The organism is Kinneretia sp. DJ1R-11, from assembly GCF_025717595.1.
Classification (GTDB): domain Bacteria; phylum Pseudomonadota; class Gammaproteobacteria; order Burkholderiales; family Burkholderiaceae_C; genus Paucibacter_A.
Genome location: NZ_JAJIRR010000017.1, coordinates 1 through 15,534, shown reverse-complemented (window position 1 = coordinate 15,534; position 15,534 = coordinate 1). Strand labels below are relative to the sequence as shown.

Annotated in this window: 14 protein-coding genes; 6 read left to right on the top strand and 8 right to left on the bottom strand. The window is 64.7% G+C overall.

Features of this window, described 5'->3' with window-relative positions:
• Window positions 1-37: 37 nt before the first annotated feature.
• The 5 genes from LNV23_RS21485 to LNV23_RS21465 form a co-directional block, all read right to left on the bottom strand.
• Window positions 38-682, bottom strand: coding sequence for a hypothetical protein (locus tag LNV23_RS21485; protein ID WP_263564871.1), 645 nt, complete (start codon window positions 680-682; stop codon window positions 38-40).
• Between the two features lie 64 nt (window positions 683-746).
• Window positions 747-1,727 (bottom strand): PstS family phosphate ABC transporter substrate-binding protein, encoded by a 981-nt coding sequence (locus LNV23_RS21480; protein ID WP_263564870.1) that lies wholly within the window; start codon window positions 1,725-1,727, stop codon window positions 747-749.
• 355 nt (window positions 1,728-2,082) lie between these two features.
• Complete coding sequence (locus LNV23_RS21475; protein ID WP_263564869.1) at window positions 2,083-2,658, bottom strand: DUF4337 domain-containing protein; 576 nt, start codon at window positions 2,656-2,658, stop codon at window positions 2,083-2,085.
• A 39-nt stretch (window positions 2,659-2,697) separates the two neighbouring features.
• Entirely contained in the window at window positions 2,698-3,234 is a 537-nt protein-coding gene (locus LNV23_RS21470) for a dihydrofolate reductase (RefSeq protein WP_263564868.1), read from the bottom strand.
• The gene (locus LNV23_RS21465) at window positions 3,231-4,100 is read right to left on the bottom strand and encodes a thymidylate synthase (protein WP_263564867.1); all 870 of its coding nucleotides are present in this window, start codon (window positions 4,098-4,100) and stop codon (window positions 3,231-3,233) included. Before LNV23_RS21465 ends, LNV23_RS21470 begins: the two co-directional genes overlap by 4 nt.
• A gap of 125 nt (window positions 4,101-4,225) precedes the next feature.
• Here LNV23_RS21465 and LNV23_RS21460 point away from each other — a divergent pair, with 125 nt between their 5' ends.
• Together LNV23_RS21460 and LNV23_RS21455 are read left to right on the top strand one after the other, a co-directional pair.
• Entirely contained in the window at window positions 4,226-4,669 is a 444-nt protein-coding gene (locus tag LNV23_RS21460; RefSeq protein WP_263520750.1) for a hypothetical protein, read from the top strand.
• 240 nt (window positions 4,670-4,909) lie between these two features.
• Window positions 4,910-7,249: a putative bifunctional diguanylate cyclase/phosphodiesterase gene (locus LNV23_RS21455; protein WP_263564866.1), complete on the top strand. Its 2,340-nt coding sequence runs from the start codon at window positions 4,910-4,912 to the stop codon at window positions 7,247-7,249.
• A gap of 18 nt (window positions 7,250-7,267) precedes the next feature.
• Here the strand turns inward: LNV23_RS21455 and LNV23_RS21450 are convergent, their stop codons facing one another.
• Complete coding sequence (locus LNV23_RS21450; RefSeq protein WP_263564865.1) at window positions 7,268-9,115, bottom strand: ABC transporter transmembrane domain-containing protein; 1,848 nt, start codon at window positions 9,113-9,115, stop codon at window positions 7,268-7,270.
• A 178-nt stretch (window positions 9,116-9,293) separates the two neighbouring features.
• Between LNV23_RS21450 and LNV23_RS21445 the strand changes: the two genes are divergently transcribed.
• The 4 genes from LNV23_RS21445 (at window position 9,294) to LNV23_RS21430 (ending at window position 14,300) form a co-directional block, all read left to right on the top strand.
• Window positions 9,294-9,857 carry a MarR family winged helix-turn-helix transcriptional regulator gene (locus LNV23_RS21445; protein WP_263564864.1) on the top strand — a complete coding sequence of 188 codons (564 nt, stop codon included), beginning with the start codon at window positions 9,294-9,296 and terminating at the stop codon, window positions 9,855-9,857.
• A gap of 60 nt (window positions 9,858-9,917) precedes the next feature.
• On the top strand, window positions 9,918-11,360 hold the full coding sequence (locus tag LNV23_RS21440; protein WP_263564863.1) for an efflux transporter outer membrane subunit: 1,443 nt from the start codon (window positions 9,918-9,920) through the stop codon (window positions 11,358-11,360).
• A gap of 71 nt (window positions 11,361-11,431) precedes the next feature.
• On the top strand, window positions 11,432-12,685 hold the full coding sequence (locus tag LNV23_RS21435; RefSeq protein WP_263564862.1) for an HlyD family secretion protein: 1,254 nt from the start codon (window positions 11,432-11,434) through the stop codon (window positions 12,683-12,685).
• A 16-nt stretch (window positions 12,686-12,701) separates the two neighbouring features.
• Window positions 12,702-14,300 carry a DHA2 family efflux MFS transporter permease subunit gene (locus tag LNV23_RS21430; RefSeq protein ID WP_263564861.1) on the top strand — a complete coding sequence of 533 codons (1,599 nt, stop codon included), beginning with the start codon at window positions 12,702-12,704 and terminating at the stop codon, window positions 14,298-14,300.
• 78 nt (window positions 14,301-14,378) lie between these two features.
• Here the strand turns inward: LNV23_RS21430 and LNV23_RS21425 are convergent, their stop codons facing one another.
• Complete coding sequence (locus LNV23_RS21425) at window positions 14,379-14,609, bottom strand: DUF6429 family protein (protein ID WP_263564860.1); 231 nt, start codon at window positions 14,607-14,609, stop codon at window positions 14,379-14,381.
• Window positions 14,610-14,781: 172 nt separating this feature from the next.
• Window positions 14,782-15,246, bottom strand: coding sequence for a DUF2846 domain-containing protein (locus tag LNV23_RS24125; RefSeq protein ID WP_411910613.1), 465 nt, complete (start codon window positions 15,244-15,246; stop codon window positions 14,782-14,784).
• Between the last annotated feature and the right edge of the window lie 288 nt (window positions 15,247-15,534).

Genomic DNA, 15,534 nt, shown 5'->3' with positions numbered 1-15,534 from the left:
CGCTCATGGGCTCTGGCGAGAGCCCTTGGGTCTGAACTCAGGACTGTGTGGCAGCCCGCAAAGCCTTGAAACGTTCGACCCTGTTCAGGGGCTTGCCACCCTTGATGCTGTCCTTGTTCATCACGTAGACCAGGGTTTCACCCTTGGGGCCCACGCCGATGTCGGAGAAGCCATAGGCCACTTCACCAAACGCCACGAAGTCCGTCATGTCCTTCAGTTCGCCGAACACGTAGTAACGGCCGTTCTTCAGCACTTCGCCGTAGAACTCAGGCGCGCCCGCGAACTTGCCGCTCAAGGCTTTCTCGCCCAGGCTGGGCTGGTTGTTCTTGACGTCATCACCGGTGATGCCGAAGACGATGGTGGCGCCGCCTGGGCCTTCACCGATCTTGCTGCGGGTCAGGGTGACTTCGCCGTGGTTCAGGAAGTCGCGGTAGTTCTTCAGGTCGCCGAAGGCGTGCACGCGGCCCGATTCCGGCAGGACGACGTAGAACTCCTTGATCAGTTCAACCACCGGGGCCGGTGCGGCCACGGGAGCCGGCGCGGGTGCCGGTGCGGCAGCGGCCACCACAGGGGCGGGTGCGGCCACCGGAGCGGCCGGCGTAGATTCCGGCTGGGTGCTGGCGCAGGCCGTCAGGCCCAGGACGGCAACGGCCAGGGCCGCGTTCAGAGCAGATGTCTTCATGGCTTGTATTCCTCAGTCGCTCGGTCACGGCCGCGCCCCCCGAAGGCGGCAGCGGCCACGCTGCTTACTTGTTGATTTCGCCCAGGAAACGGGCGGCCATGGCGGCCGGCACGGGCACGAAGCCGTCCTTGATGGTGACTTCTTGGCCTTGCTTGGACAGCACCATCTTGAAGAACTCGCGCTCCAGCGGGTTCAGGGGCTGGTTGGGCTTCTTGTTCACGTAGACGTAGAGCACGCGGGCCAGCGGGTAGGTGCCGTCGATGGCGTGCTTGGCATCGGGTTCAACGAAGGGCTCACCAGCCTTCTTCGACAGGGGCAGGGCACGCACGCCCGAGGTCTTGTAACCGATGCCCGAGTAGCCCAGTGCATTGATCTGGGTGGACACGCTCTGCACCACCGAAGCCGAACCCGGCTGCTCGGCCACATTGCGCTTGAAGTCGCCCTTGCACAAGGCCACGTCCTTGAAGAAGCCGTAGGTGCCCGAGACCGAATTGCGGCCGTACATGGCGATGTCACGGCTGGCCCACTCACCGGTCAGGCCGACTTGGCCCCACTTGGTGAAGTCGGCAGCGCCGCCGCACTTGCGGCTGACGGACAGGATGGAGTCCACATCAGTGATGGTCAGACCCTTGATCGGGTTGTCCTTGTTGACGTAGACGGCCAGGGCATCGATGGCCACACCGACGGCGGTGGGCTTGTAGCCGTGCTTCTTCTCGAAGCCTTCGACTTCACGGGCTGTCATCAAACGGCTCATGGGACCGAAATTGGCCGCACCTTCGGTCAGAGCCGGCGGCGCCGTGGAGGAGCCCGCACCTTGGATCTGGATGTTGACGTTGGGGTAGGCGCGCTTGAACTCTTCGGCCCACAGCGTCATCAGATTGTTCAGCGTGTCGGAACCGACGCTGGTGAAGTTGCCGGACACGCCCGAAGCCTTCTGATACGAAGGCAGCGCCGGATCAACCTTGACAGCCTGGGCCGAAGCGGCAGTCGCAACAAACATCAGGCCTGCAATGTGCAGGGCAGCGGCGAGGCGAGAAGGGGTCATTCGTCAACTCCAGTGATTAGATGGGATGTGCTTTTCTTACAGCAGCCCGGATGCTAAACAGCGGTCGTGACAGAGATATGACGGAATTTGACAGACGTCGACGCCGCGGAAAAATTTCAACTGTCATATGACGATCGAAAGACTGTCATATGACGGTGCAATATAGGCCAAACAGGCCGAAGCGGGGCATCAAATGAAGGGGTTTAAGCGCAGAAACAATCCTGCGGCATGTGCGAGCAAGGGACTCTTCACTCAGTTCTAAAAACTAGAGGCAATAAGGCGCTCGCTGAAGCGCCCTGGCTAAAGACTCGACCATGACGAGGGGAAAGCAGCGTCATGGTCTTCTTATGGCTTGTCAAAAATGCAAGGCCGCCATGCCGCCCAAGCCGAAGCCCAGCAAACCCAAGGCAACGGTGGCCCATTCCATCCAGCGCTTTTTGGTCAGCAAAGCGATGGCAGCCAGGGCGATCGACACCTGCAAGGCAGTGGTCGCCTGCGCCCAGCGGTGATGCAGATGCATCTGTTCGGCACTCTTTTCGTCGAAGGCTTGTGACTCCTTGTCCAGGGCCTCGGCCTTTTCGCGGATGCCACCTTTCTCTTCCTTGTAGCGCTCCACTTCCTTTTGGTAGCCAAGCTTCTTGTCCTCGGACACCAGGACCAAGGCCAGTTCGGCCATGTTCTGCTTGTTGCTCTTGGACTGGTACAGCGCCCATTGGTTGGCGGCTTCGGTCTTTTTGATGGCCGCGTCGTTCTTGTAAAGGCCGGCGTTGGCCTGCGTGGCGCCACCCATATACGAAAACATGGCGCCGACCGTCGCCAAAATGGCCGTGATCACAGCCAGTTGCCCGGCCAGGCCCTTGGGGTCGGCATGAGCGGCGTGTTCGATTTCGTGGTCGTGCGGGCCGTGCACATGGAATCCGTGTCCAGACATGGTGGCTTCAGTCCTCTCTCGATTTCAGTTTTGGAAAATTCAGGCGGCAGCGCGACGCTCGTAGCGCACAAAGTCGAAGCGCCAGCCGTTCTTATCGCTTTGGTGACTCTCGCGCTGGGTCTCGTCAAACTCGGCCGCAGGCCAGGCCGGGAACCAGCTGTCGGCTTCGGCAAAGTCGCGATCCACCTCGGTCAGTTCCAAAACATCAGCGTGGGCCAAGGCCTCGGCGTAGATTTGGGCGCCACCGATCACGCAGACCTGAGGCAGGCCGGCGCAAGCCTGCAAGGCGGTTTGCAAGTCTGTGAACACCTCGGCGCCGTTCAACATCAGACCCGGCTGACGTGACAGGACGATATTGCGCCGGCCCGGCAAGGGGCGAAAACGCTCCGGCAGGGAGTCCCAGGTCTTGCGACCCATCAGCACGGTCTGACCCTGGGTCAGGGCCTTGAAATGAGTCATGTCCTCAGGCAGATGCCAGAGCAGGGCGTTGTCTCGGCCAATTTCTCGGCCACGACCGAGGGCCGCCACCAACACCAGGCGAGGCAGGGCGGCTGAGCGGCTTGGATCCGAACTCATACCGCCACCGGGGCCTTGATGGCCGGGTGTGGTTCGTAGCCCTCGAGCTCGAAATCTTCCAGCTCGTAGGCAAAGATCGATTCCGGCCGGCGCCGTATCTTCATCTGCGGGTAGGTGCGCGGTTCGCGGGCCAGCTGGGTCTGCACCTGCTCGAAGTGGTTGGCATAGATATGGCAATCACCGCCCGTCCAGACGAAATCACCCAGATCCAGATCGCATTGCTGGGCCAGCATCTGCGTCAGCAGGGCGTAGCTCGCAATATTGAAGGGCACGCCCAAAAAGATGTCGGCACTGCGCTGGTAGAGCTGGCAGGACAGGCGGCCGCGTTCGCCCGGCGCTTGCGGCGGAGCGACATAGAACTGGAAGAACGCGTGGCAAGGCATCAAGGCCATCTGGTCCAGTTCGGCCACGTTCCAAGCGCTGACGATGATGCGGCGCGAATCGGGGTTGGCTTTCAGCTGCTTCACCACCTCAGCGATCTGGTCGATGTGACCGCCGCCGGCCTTGGGCCAGCTGCGCCACTGCACACCGTAGACCGGGCCCAAGCTGCCGTCCTCGCGAGCCCATTCATCCCAGATGGTGCAACCACGTTCCTGCAGCCATTGCACATTGGAGTCACCACGCAAGAACCAGAGCAGCTCCAGGATGATGGACTTCAGATGCACCTTCTTGGTCGTGACCAGCGGAAAGCCCTGGCTCAAATCGAACCGCATCTGATGACCGAACACCGACCGCGTCCCCGTGCCGGTGCGGTCGCCTTTGTGCACGCCATGTTCGAACACATGGCGCATGAAGTCTTCAAACTGCTGGGGCACCGGGCCGGCGGCGTGAGCCGGGGTGCTGGGGGCGGGGCTGCTGCTGTTCATGGGGCGCGATTCTAGTGTTGCCTGGTGTCTGTCACTCAGGATCCTGGCGCTAGCTGCGATGATGGCGTCCGTCGGCCTTCGCGGCCATGTGTCACCCGCTCCTTCCTTTTTCTTTTTGTGCTCCTATGCTGATCAAACGCCTGCTCATCGCTGTCTTGGTTCTGGTGCTCCTGACCGTGGCTTACTTCTACGCCGCCCTGAACTGGAGCTACTCCAGCGGCGAGCGCGCCGGCTGGATTCAAAAGCTGTCCAAGAAGGGCTGGGTTTGCAAGACCTGGGAAGGCGAGCTGGCCCTGGTGTCCATTCCCGGCAGCAGCACGGTCGAGAAATTCCAATTCACCATCGCCGACGACGCCACCGCCGCCGCCTTGACCGAGGTCATGGGCAAGCGCGTCAATCTTCATTACGAAGAAAAAGTCGGCCTGCCCACCAGCTGTTTTGGTGAAACCCGCCACTACGTGACCAAGGTGACGGTGGCCTCGGACATCTCGCTGTCGCCAGGGGTGGTGGTGCACACCAACCCCGGCAGCCCTGCAGCGCCTGCGGCCTCGGGTGCGACTCAGCCCTGAGGGATGATGCGCTCGGCGCTGCACTGATGGCCAAGCGATAGGCGGCCGTCTGGCTCGCCAAATTGGCCACGCTTTGCTGCATCGCCGCGCCGTAGCACAACCCTAGAATGATCGGCGTCACTCTGGCTTCCTAGGCTCTTCTTGTCCCTATCTTCCGCATCGGTCTTGGCAGACGCCCACAGGCTCGCATTCAGAGAGGTCTGGCTGGCGCGTTTTGGGTCGATCAGCGAGGCCGCTTCTTTGGCAGAGCAGCACCTGGCTCAGGCCGCCGGCGATGAACGTTTGATCCTGCGCATGCAGTTGGTGCTGCTGCGTTTGGGTTCGCTCAATCCCGGCGCAAGCCAGCCTTACCGAGAGTTGGCCGCACGCATGCTGGCTCTGGGTGACCGCCCCGGCAGCCTGATCGCGAGAAGCATCGCGCTGGCCGCAGAGACCTTCGGTGACGATATGGCTGCTGCGCTCGCAGCCTATGAGCAACTCAGCGACGAGATCCTCGCCCTGCAAGACCCGCTGGAACAGCATGCGGCCATGGGTCCCTCGCTGCTGCTTTACCAGGCCGCTGGCAATCTGGTGGGCTATATGCAGCAGGCCTGCCGCATGTTGCAACTGAGTCAAGAGATCGACCACAGCGGCATGCGGGCGGCGGCGCTGAACAATTTGGGCATTGCCTTCTTCTTGGCCGGCGATGAGCTGCAAGCCGCCCTCCATCTCGAGCAAGCCTTGGCCAGCAACGATCTGGGTGGCTGGGTCCGATTCAATGCCGTGACCACCCTCGCGGACATCTATGTCTCCGCCGGCGACTACGAGAAAGTGATGCCCTTGCTGCGCAAGTGGTCCTTTCCTGAAAAATCCACCGAACTGGACGGACCGAACCTCGACTACTTCCATGTGCTGGGCGCCGAGGTCTTTGCCTGCCTGGGCCAGGTTGACGAAGCGCGCGCTTATCTCGCCTTTCTGGCGGCACGGCCAGAGGCCCAGCGCAGCCACGATGTGCTCTGCTTTCTGGCGATGGCGCAGGCCATGGTTCACCAGGCCGCCGGGCGCGGCGCGGAGGCCGTGGCAGCCACCGACGAAGCGCTGACCCTGGTTCAAACCATGCCTCGGAGTGAGCTGACCTTGGTGTCCCGTTTTTGGTCCCGGGCGGCCGAGCTGAGCAGCGCACAGGGCAACTGGGAGCAGGCCTACCGCTTGATGCAACGCCATCGCCTGCTCGATCAGGCCAAGAAACGGGACATGGCGGCCGTGCGCAAGGTCGCGGCACAGTTCCAGACCGACGCCAGCACGCGCGCCATCGAGGCCGCGCAGCGCGACCGCCTGACGGGGCTGGGCAATCGTGAGCGTCTGATCGCGGTCGGTGACAGCTGGATTGCCCGCGGGCTTGCGCCCAAAGTCGCCATGCTGAATGTGCAGCGCTTCAATGCGATCAACCAGGCACTTGGCCAAGACATCGGTGATGCCGTGCTACAGGCCGTGGGCGAACGCTTGAGCCAGGCCTGCATCCGCTTTGACCTGGCCTTGGCCGGCCGCGTCTACGCGGATCAGTTTGTCCTGGTGCTGGCTGGTGAAGCTGCCGACGTGGCTGGATTGCAGGCGCTGGCCTCGGACTTGTTTGCCACGCCGCTGCAGGTGGCCGGGCAATGGGTGGACATCAGCGCCGCCTGGGGGCTTTCTTACGGCCCGGTTCACGGCAACTCGATGCATCGCCTGATGAGCAATGCTGAGATCGCCTTGCACGAGGGCCGGCGCAGTGATGCCCTCTGGACGGTCTACGAACCCAGCTTGGTGCGGGCTGACCCCTTGCAGCTCTCCTTGATCTCCGAACTCAAACGCGCGGCACAGGATGATGAGTTCACCCTGCTCGTGCAGCCCAAATTCCGCCTCGCCGACAACGCCGTCACCAGCTTTGAGTCCTTGATCCGCTGGAACCACCCCAGCCGTGGGCTGGTGCCTCCGGTGGACTTCATCCCTTTCGCCGAGAGCACCGGCAATATCCGCGGCATCACCGAGTGGGTCTTGCGCCGGGCGATGCAGTTGTCAGCGCAGCTGCGCCGAGCGGGTGTGGTGTCCCAAATTGCCGTCAATGTCTCCGTGCACGATGTCGGTTCGGCCGCGTTCCCGGGCCTCTTGGCCGAGCTCTTGACAGCGACCGGAGCACGCGCCGAGGACATCCGCCTGGAGCTGACCGAGGGTGCAGTGATGAAAGACCCGGCCACCGTGATTGACCGCATGCGGGAGATCAACGCGCAAGGCTTCGAGTGGTCGGTCGATGATTTCGGCACCGGCCAGTCGTCCCTGGCTTATCTGCACATGCTGCCGGTGTCTGAGCTCAAGATCGACCGCAGCTTTGTCCGTGGCGCCGCGAACTCCAGCACCGCGCTGACCTTGCTCAAGGCCGCGATTGACCTGGGCCGAAACCTGGGCCTTTCCACCGTCGGAGAAGGCGCAGAAACCGAAGAAGAATGGGCGCTGCTGCGCCAACTCGGTTGCGGTATGGCCCAAGGCTGGTACGGCGCTCGCCCCATGCCTGAGCAGGCCTTGCTGGCCTGGCTGCAAGGCGGGGCACAGCTGGCGGGCGGCTGAAAGCACCGCCGCCAGGCTTTACTGGTCGAACTGCAGCGCCGCCAGACGCGCATACAAGCCGCCACGCGCACTCAGCTCGGCGTGCGTGCCTTGCTCGACGATGCGCCCATGCTCCATCACGATGATGCGATCGGCGCGCTGAACCGTGGCCAAGCGGTGGGCGATGACCAAGGTGGTGCGGTCCTGCATGGCGACTTCCAGCGCGGCTTGCACCATGCGTTCGCTCTCGGCGTCGAGCGCGCTGGTGGCTTCGTCCAACAGCAGCAGGGGCGGGTTCTTGAGCATGGCGCGGGCAATGCTGATGCGCTGCCGCTGGCCGCCGGACAGGCGCACGCCACGCTCGCCCAAGAAGGTGGCATAGCCTTCGGGCAGGGCGCGGATGAAGTCGTCGGCGAAGGCCGCCTTGGCGGCCGCCCTGACCTCGGCGTCGCTGGCCGCGGGTCGGCCATAGCGGATGTTTTCCATCGCACTGGTCGAGAAGATCACACTGTCCTGCGGCACCAGGCCGATGGCTGAGCGCAGGTCTTGCAAGCGCAGGCGATCGGTGGGCACGCCGTTGAGCAAGATGCTGCCGCTCTGCGCCTCGTAAAAACGCAGCAGCAGCTGAAACACCGTGCTCTTGCCGGCGCCACTGGGGCCAACCAGGGCCACGGTTTCACCGGGTGCAATGTCCAGACTGAAATCAGCCAGGGCCGCTTGCAAGGGCCGCGAGGGGTAGTGGAACTGCAGCTGCTGCAGGCTCAAAGCCGTGCCGCCTTGCACGGCCGGCAAGGGCAGGGGCTGCTCGGCTTCGGCCACCGGGGATTCACTGGCCAGCAGCTCCATCAGCCGCTCGGTCGCGCCTGCCGCGCGCTGCACATCGCCAAACACCTCGGCCAGAACCGCCACGCTGCTGACCAGCAGAATCACGTAGACCACCGTCTGGCCCAGATGGCCGGCCGTGATCTTGCCCGCCAGCACAGCTTGCGTGCCCTGGTACAGGCCCCAGAGCAGGGCGGCAAAGGTGGCGGTGATGATGAAGGCCACCAGACCGGAGCGCACCTTGGTGCGCTTGCGCGCGGTGTCGAAGGCGCTTTCGCTGGCGGCGTCGAAGCGCGCGGCTTCCGCATGTTCTTGGGTGTAGCTCTGCACCACGGGCACGGCATTGAGCACCTCGGCCGCGATGGCGCTGGTGTCGGCCACCCGGTCTTGCGAGGCGCGGCTCAGCTTGCGCACGCGCCTCCCGAAGTACAGCGCCGGCAAGACCACCAGCACCAGAATGCCCAGCACCTGGCCCATGACCAGCGGGTTGGTCGCCACCAGCATGACCATGGCACCGATGCCCATGACCGTGTTGCGCAAGCCCATGCTCAAGCTGGAGCCCACCACCGTCTGCACCACGGTCGTGTCGGTGGTGATGCGGCTGAGCACTTCGCCGCTTTGCGTGGTTTCAAAAAACTCCGGGCTTTGCCGCAGCACATGGCGGTAGACGGCATTGCGCAAGTCGGCCGTCACCCGCTCGCCCAGCCAGGTCACCATATAAAAACGCCCGGCCGAGAACAAGCCGAGCGCGGCGCCAACGCCGAACAAGGCCAGGAAATGCTCGCGCATGGCCATCAAGCGCTCGCCATGGTTGCTGGCTCCGCCCAGGCCCTGGTCCACCAGCTGGCGCAAGGCCAGCGGGAACGCCAAAGTGGCCAGCGCGGCCAGCACCAGAAACACCAGGGCCGCGCCGATGCGCAGGCGATAGGGCCGCAAAAAAGGCCAGAGCCCGCTCAGCGAACGCGGATGAGCGCCTGGGCGAACAGCGGCTTTACCGGCCGGGGCGGACGAACTTGCCGCCTCAGGTACAGAGGCAGAAGCGGTGGCAGCGGAAGGTGATGACATGCGGCGCAGTGTAGGAGGAGGTGTGGGGTGCTCGGCGCGCTGCGGAAACTTCTCCGCGCCGCGGCTGCGTTAGCTCGTCGGCATATGGGGCGGCCCTCAACTTCGACAAGCCCCGTGCCAAGCCGCCGAGATGTTAATTGCCTTGACAATATTTGCCTAGGCAAATAAATTGCGAGCCATGCCGAAAACCAAAGCATCAGAAACACGGGCGCCAGCGCAGCCGCAGCAGTCAGGCTCGCTTCCGGCGGAAGAGGGCGAGGCCCGTTTCTACCAGCCCGCCAGCTACACCCGCGAGCAAAGCGTGGGTTGGCTGCTGCGCAAGCTGCAGCAGTCCATCGTCCACCAGGCCGGGCGCCAGCTCAGCGACTGCGACCTGACTCATGCCCAGTGGGGCGTGCTCATGGTGCTGCGCTTTGGCTCCAATCAATGCACGACCACGGCACTGTGCCGCGAGCTGGATGCCGATGCCGGCGCCCTGAGCCGTTTGCTGGACCGCTTGGAAACCAAAGGCCTGGTGCAGCGAGAGCGCTCCGTCGAGGACCGCCGCGTCGTGCAGGTGCGATTGACGGACGCCGGCTTTGCGGCCTCCGACCAGCTGCCGGCCCTGCTGTCCGATGTCTTCAACGCCCATTTGAAGGGCTTCAGCCATGAGGAATGGCAGCTGCTGCTCAGCCTGCTGCGCCGAATGATCGACAACGGCGAAGCCCTGCGCCAGGCGCAGTCGGCACCGGGCGCTGATTGATTCGCTGCCCAGCCCGCCCTCGCAACCGCTGTCGTGCCCCCACTTTTCACCGGATCCCCCATGTCCCTCCCGAACGCCCACCTCTTGAAACGACTGACCCTGCTGCTGAGCCTGCCGGCCTTGCTGGCCGCCTGTGCCTTGCAGCCTGCGCTGCCACCAGCCGCCAGCCGCCTGGCGCCCAGCCAGCTGGGTCTGAGCGAGGAAATGCCAGCAGACGCCGCCGCCCGCGCCGCTCTGCCGCGCAGCGACTGGTGGACCGAGCTGAACGCGCCCGAGCTCAATGCCCTGATGCAACGCGCCCTGAACGAGGCGCCCAGCCTGGCCCAAGCGCGCGCCCGCATTCAACGCGCCCAGGCCAGCATCGACAACGCCGAGAGCAGCGAACGCGCCGCCGTCGGCCTGGGGCTGGACGCCGCCCGCCAGCGTTTCCCCGAGCACAGCGTCTACCCGCCGCCGCTGGCCGGCACCATTCGCAACACCGCCACCCTGCAAGCTTCGGCCGGCTACGAGTGGGACTTCTTCGGCCGCCACCAGGCCGAGCTGAACGCCGCCCTGGGCAGCGCTCAGGCCGCGCGTGCCGATGCCGCGGCCGCCCAGCTGATGCTGAGCAGCCAGCTGGCGCGCAGCTATGTGCAGCTGGCCCGCGTGCTGGCCCAACGCGAGCTGCTGGCGCGCCAAAGCGCCGAGCGCGAGCAAGCCCTGGCCCTGGTGCGTCAGCGCAGCCAGGCTGGCCTGGACACAGCCCAGGACCTGCGTGCCGCCGAGCTGCCCCTGCCAGAGCTGCGCCGTCAGGCTTTGCAGCTCGATGAACTGGCCGATCTGCTGCGCCACCAGCTGGCCGCTTTGAGCGCCCAGCCCATGGCCGCACTCAAGGACTTGAAACCGGCCTTGCCGACCACGCTGCCACTGGCAGGCGAGGGCGCTTTGGGCCTGGACCTGCTGGGCCGCCGCCCCGATGTGGTGGCCGCACGCTGGCGTGTGGAGGCGGCCACGGCCCAGGTCAGCAGCGCCCGAGCCCAGTTCTATCCCAATATCTCGCTGGGCGCTTTCGTCGGCTTCAACGCCATCGGCTTTGACAATCTGCTCCAGGCCGGCAGCCTGCAGTACGGCGTGGCGCCTTCGCTGCGCCTGCCCCTGTTCGACAGCGGCCGCCTGCGCGCCCAGCTGCGCGGCTCGGCGGCCGAAGCCGACGCGGCGGTCGCGGCCTACAACGGCGCGCTGCTGGAAGCCGTGCGTGATGCCAGCGACCAGTTGCGCAGCCTGCGCTCGCTGCAAGAGCAAAAAGCCGAGCAGGCCGCCGCGCAAGCCCATGTGCAGGCCGCCTTGGAGTTGGCCCGCCAGCGCCACAACGCCGGCCTGGGCAACCGCCTGGCCGTCTTGAACGCCAGCCAGTCCCTGCTGCAACAGCAGCGCCAGGCCCTGGATCTGCAAGCCCAGACCCTCGATGCTCAGCTCAATCTGCTGCGCAGCCTGGGCGGCGGCTGGACCGAAGCCAAGCCCTAACACCCGATTCACGCTGCGCCGCCCGAGCGGGCTGGCGCCAGCCACGACGCACATCGAAGAGAGCCAAGATCATGTCTGACATTCAAGCATCCAAGCCCGAAACCAACCCCAAGCGCAAGAAGGCGCTGACCGTGCTGACCCTGGCCGTGCTGATCGCAGGCATTGGCTACGGCGTTTACGACGCCATGGTCGGCCGCCGCTTCGAACAAACCGACAACGCCTACGTCAACGCCAACGTCGTGCAGATCACGCCCTTGGTGGCAGGCACCGTGCGCGCCATCCATGCCGACGACACCGACTTCGTGCGCGCCGGCCAGGCCCTGGTCAGCCTGGACGCGGCCGACGCCCGCGTCGCCCTGGAGCAGGCGCAAAGCCAGCTGGCGCAGACCGTGCGTGAAGTGCGCGGCCTCTACGCCAACAACAGCACCTTGCAAGCGCAGATCCGTGCCCGCGACAGCGAGGTGCGCCGCGCCGAAGTACAGCTGGCCACGCTGCAGGCCGATGTGGCGCGCCGTGCGCCGCTGCTCAGCACCGGCGCCATCGGCCGCGAAGAGTATGAGCACGCCACCGCCCAGGTCGCCAGCGCCAAGAGCGCGCTGCAGACCGCGCAGTCGGCCCAGCTGACCGCCCAGGAGCAGCTGAACGCCAACCAGGTGCTGACCGAAGGCGTCAGCGTCGAGCAGCACCCCAATGTGCAGCGCGCCGCAGCCCGTGTGCGCGAAGCCTTCCTGGCCCTGCAGCGCGTGGAAGTGCCGGCGCCGGTGGACGGCTGGATCGCACGCCGCAGCGTGCAGCTGGGCCAGCGTGTGGCCGCCGGTGCGCCGCTGATGTCGGTGGTGGGCCTGCAGCAAGTCTGGGTCGACGCCAACTTCAAGGAAGGCCAACTCGCCCGCCTGCACATCGGCCAGCCCGCCACCCTGGTGGCCGATGTCTATGGCAAGAAGGTCGAATTCAAGGGCCAGATCGCCGGCCTCGGCGCTGGCACCGGCGCCGCGTTCGCCCTGCTGCCGGCGCAAAACGCCACCGGCAACTGGATCAAGGTGGTGCAACGCGTGCCCGTTCGCATCGCGCTCGACGCCAAGCAGGTGGCCGAGCATCCCCTGCGCGTGGGCCTGTCCATGAACGTCAGCGTCGATGTGCAAGACCAGAGCGGCAAGAGCCTGGCCGAAGCGCAAACCCGCCAGGGCCCGCTGGCCCAGACCTCGGTGTTCGAGCGCCAGGACCAGGCGGCCGAAGCCGAAGTGGCCCGCATCATCAAGGCCAATCTGGGCAGTAAGGCAGCCGCACGAGTAGTGAAGCCTGCCACTGCGGCCGCCAAGGCCTGAGCGGCGAGCCCAGCGCATGAGCAGCTCCTCTTCCGCTTCCACGCCACAGGCGTCCCTGGTGCCGCCAGCGCCTCCGCCGCCCTTGCAGGGCTCGGCCCTGGTGCTGGGCACCCTGGCCCTGTCCCTGGCCACCTTCATGAACGTGCTGGACTCGTCCATCGCGAACGTCTCGCTGCCGGCGATCTCGGGCGATCTGGGCGTGAGCCCGGTCCAAGGCACCTGGGTCATCACCAGCTTTGGCGTGGCCAATGCAATCTCGGTGCCCTTGACCGGCTGGCTGACCCAGCGCTTCGGCGCGGTGCGCCTGTTCACCACCAGCGTTTTGCTCTTCGTGCTGGCCTCCTGGCTGTGCGGCTTCGCGCACTCGCTGGAGATGTTGATCGCCTGCCGGGTGCTGCAAGGCCTGGTGGCCGGGCCCATGATCCCGCTCTCGCAGACCTTGCTGATGAGCAGCTTCCCGGCCGCCAAGGCGGGCACCGCACTGGCGCTCTGGGGCATGACCACGCTGGTGGCACCCGTGGTCGGGCCGCTCTTGGGCGGCTGGATCACGGACAACGTCTCCTGGCCCTGGATTTTTTACATCAATGTGCCGGTGGGCTTGTTCTCGGCCCTCCTGACCTGGCAGCTCTATCGCAAGCGTGAGACGCCAATCAAAAAGCTGCCCATCGATGGCGTCGGCCTGGCCCTGCTGGTCATCTGGGTCGGGGCTCTGCAAATCATGTTGGACAAGGGCAAGGAGCTGGACTGGTTCGCCAGCGGCGAGATCCAGATCCTGGCGGTCGCGGCCGCCGTGGGCTTTGCCTTCTTCGTCGCCTGGGAGCTGACCGACAAGCACCCGGTGGTGGACCTGCGCCTGTTCGCGCGCCGCAACTTCATCTTCGGCACGGCCACGCTGTCGATCGGCTACGGGCTCTTCTTCGGCAATGTGGTGCTGCTGCCCCTGTGGCTGCAGCAGTGGATGGGCTACACCGCGACGGACGCCGGCATGGCGCTGGCACCGGTGGGCTTGCTGGCCATCTTGCTCTCGCCCGTGGTGGGCAAGAACGTGGCCCGCGTGGACCCGCGCAAGATCGGCACCTTTGCCTTTCTGATGTTCGCCCTGGTGCTGTGGATGCGCTCCAACTTCACCACGCAGACCGATTTCGCCACCATCATGGTGCCGACGATTCTGCAAGGCGCGGCCCTGGCCTGCTTCTTCATCCCGCTGACCACGCTGACCCTGAGCGGCCTCACGCCCGACCGCCTGCCGGCCGCCGCCGGCCTGTCCAACTTCGTGCGCATCACGGCCGGGGCCATGGGCACCTCCATCTCGACCACGCTCTGGGAAAGCCGCGCCAGCTTGCACCACCAGCACATGGTGGAGCGCCTGGCGCAGGGCGACCCGGTCGCGACCGAAGCTTTGGCCGGGCTGCAGACGGCGGGCCTGTCGCCGCAACAAGCCGCCTTCCAGATCAACCGTCTGATTGACCAGCAGGCTTTCACCCGCGCGGCCGACGATATCTTTCTTGCCTCGGCGGCCATCTTTTTGCTGCTGATTGCGGGCATCTGGTTGACCCGTCGTCCGGCGAAGTTAGCGGCGGGGGCAGCGGCGGTGGATGCGGGTGGGGCGCATTGAGGTCAGTGGCGAGGGCGTCGGGGCTTCTGCTGCTGTTCACTCAACAGCGCAGGGGTCTGCGCGACCGACTGTATTCAGTCAAACCTGGGTTCCAAACTTCTCGGCGGCCAAGGCCTTTGCCTTGCGCAGACCCTCGGGCGTCAGGTAGACCGATTCCGTTCGCCCGTGCGGATCCGTGATGCAGCCCTGCTCGTGACGCGCGTCCATCACGGCGAAGTCGTATCGCTTCCAGACACGGCCGTTCTCGAATTCAAACGCGCCCAGCAGGGCTAGGACCGCCTCCTGCAGCTTCGCTTCGTCGTATTCCATGGGGCCTCCTTGGTTCGCCGGTGCGGTGTTGGCTCAGCCAAAGTAAGCAACCAGATTCAGCCGCAACGTTTGAGCTAACCGGCCCGCAACGGCAGGACACCGAAGGGCCAGAATGAAATGAGGCCCGAAGGTGGCGTACCGTCGCGGGTCCGGTTGAGCGAAGGGTTAGGCCTCACGGCTTGGGCTGCAATATGTCCACTCGTCTTGTTTCGACAATCTCTTTGCTTGATTCGACTTCGGACACCTTTTGAATCTGAAAGGTTCGCGTTCCCATCGGATACGTGACTTGGTACGAGGTTGCTACCTGAAAGTAGGTAACGTCGCCGCCTCGAGTTGTCGCGAAGCTCGTTGCCTCTCCAGTCCAGCCCGGCAGACTTAAGTGGATACGGTGAACTCCAGGCGTTAGGTCTAGCACAACGTACCCACCGTTGGTGATGCTCGCGACTTTGGCTCCATTGACGTACAAGTCTGGCGTGATGGCCGAGTTAGTGAAGTTCGCAGGTCTGTAGACAGCGATCTTCGAGACACTCGCTGTTGGTGTTGGTAGCGGCTCAAACTTCGGACCCAGCGCTATACAGGCCTGTAGTAGCAATGCGATGCCAAGGACCACGGTACAGCGTAAGGCAGCGGTTATCATCGAATGGGCTCCTGTTTGGAATGTAGTGTTGAGACGGTTTGTCCATGAGGCATAACGTTGAAGCTGAGCCGGAGCCGCAGGCGATCGGCTCGAGCGACAGGTTATGCAGAGCCACTTCGAGGGCACTGCGGTGGAAGTGGCCGACAGCATACCGAAGCTGTACCCATGAGGCGCTCGGCTGAGGCGGCAAGCGCGCTGTTGTTCTGCGGACTGGCGGCGCACCACGAGACGCGAAAGAGCAGCCCGCCCAAGACCGGCAAGATCACGGCGGCCGGAAGCTGGGCCGGA